General features: G+C 40.2%; 1 protein-coding gene. It reads right to left on the bottom strand.

The features are described 5' to 3' along the window. A partial coding sequence (locus SB751_RS34720) for an ABC transporter permease subunit (RefSeq protein ID WP_410749578.1) occupies positions 1-241 on the bottom strand: 241 nt, incomplete at both ends.

The following is a 241-nucleotide window of genomic DNA, read 5'->3' as shown; positions in this document are numbered from 1 at the left end:
AACTGGGTTGATAAATACTGGCCAAAACTTATTGCCAACCCCAGCGCCATCGCAATTAAAATAGGCGCAAATAGTTGTGGCAATTTAACTTGTATAAACACCTTCCATGGGCTTGAGCCTAAGCTTGCAGCAACCCGCGCTAATCTTGGGTCTAAACGCCTGTAACTATCGGCAATAGATAAAAAAACATAAGGCAAAACAAACAGCAAGTGTACAAATATCACATTAAAAAAAGCATGCT

The organism is Cupriavidus sp. SIMBA_020, from assembly GCF_046535395.1.
In the GTDB taxonomy this organism is placed as follows: domain Bacteria; phylum Pseudomonadota; class Gammaproteobacteria; order Burkholderiales; family Burkholderiaceae; genus Cupriavidus; species Cupriavidus campinensis.
The sequence above is the reverse complement of the archived record's forward strand: the minus strand, read 5'-3'. Positions and strand labels throughout refer to the sequence as shown.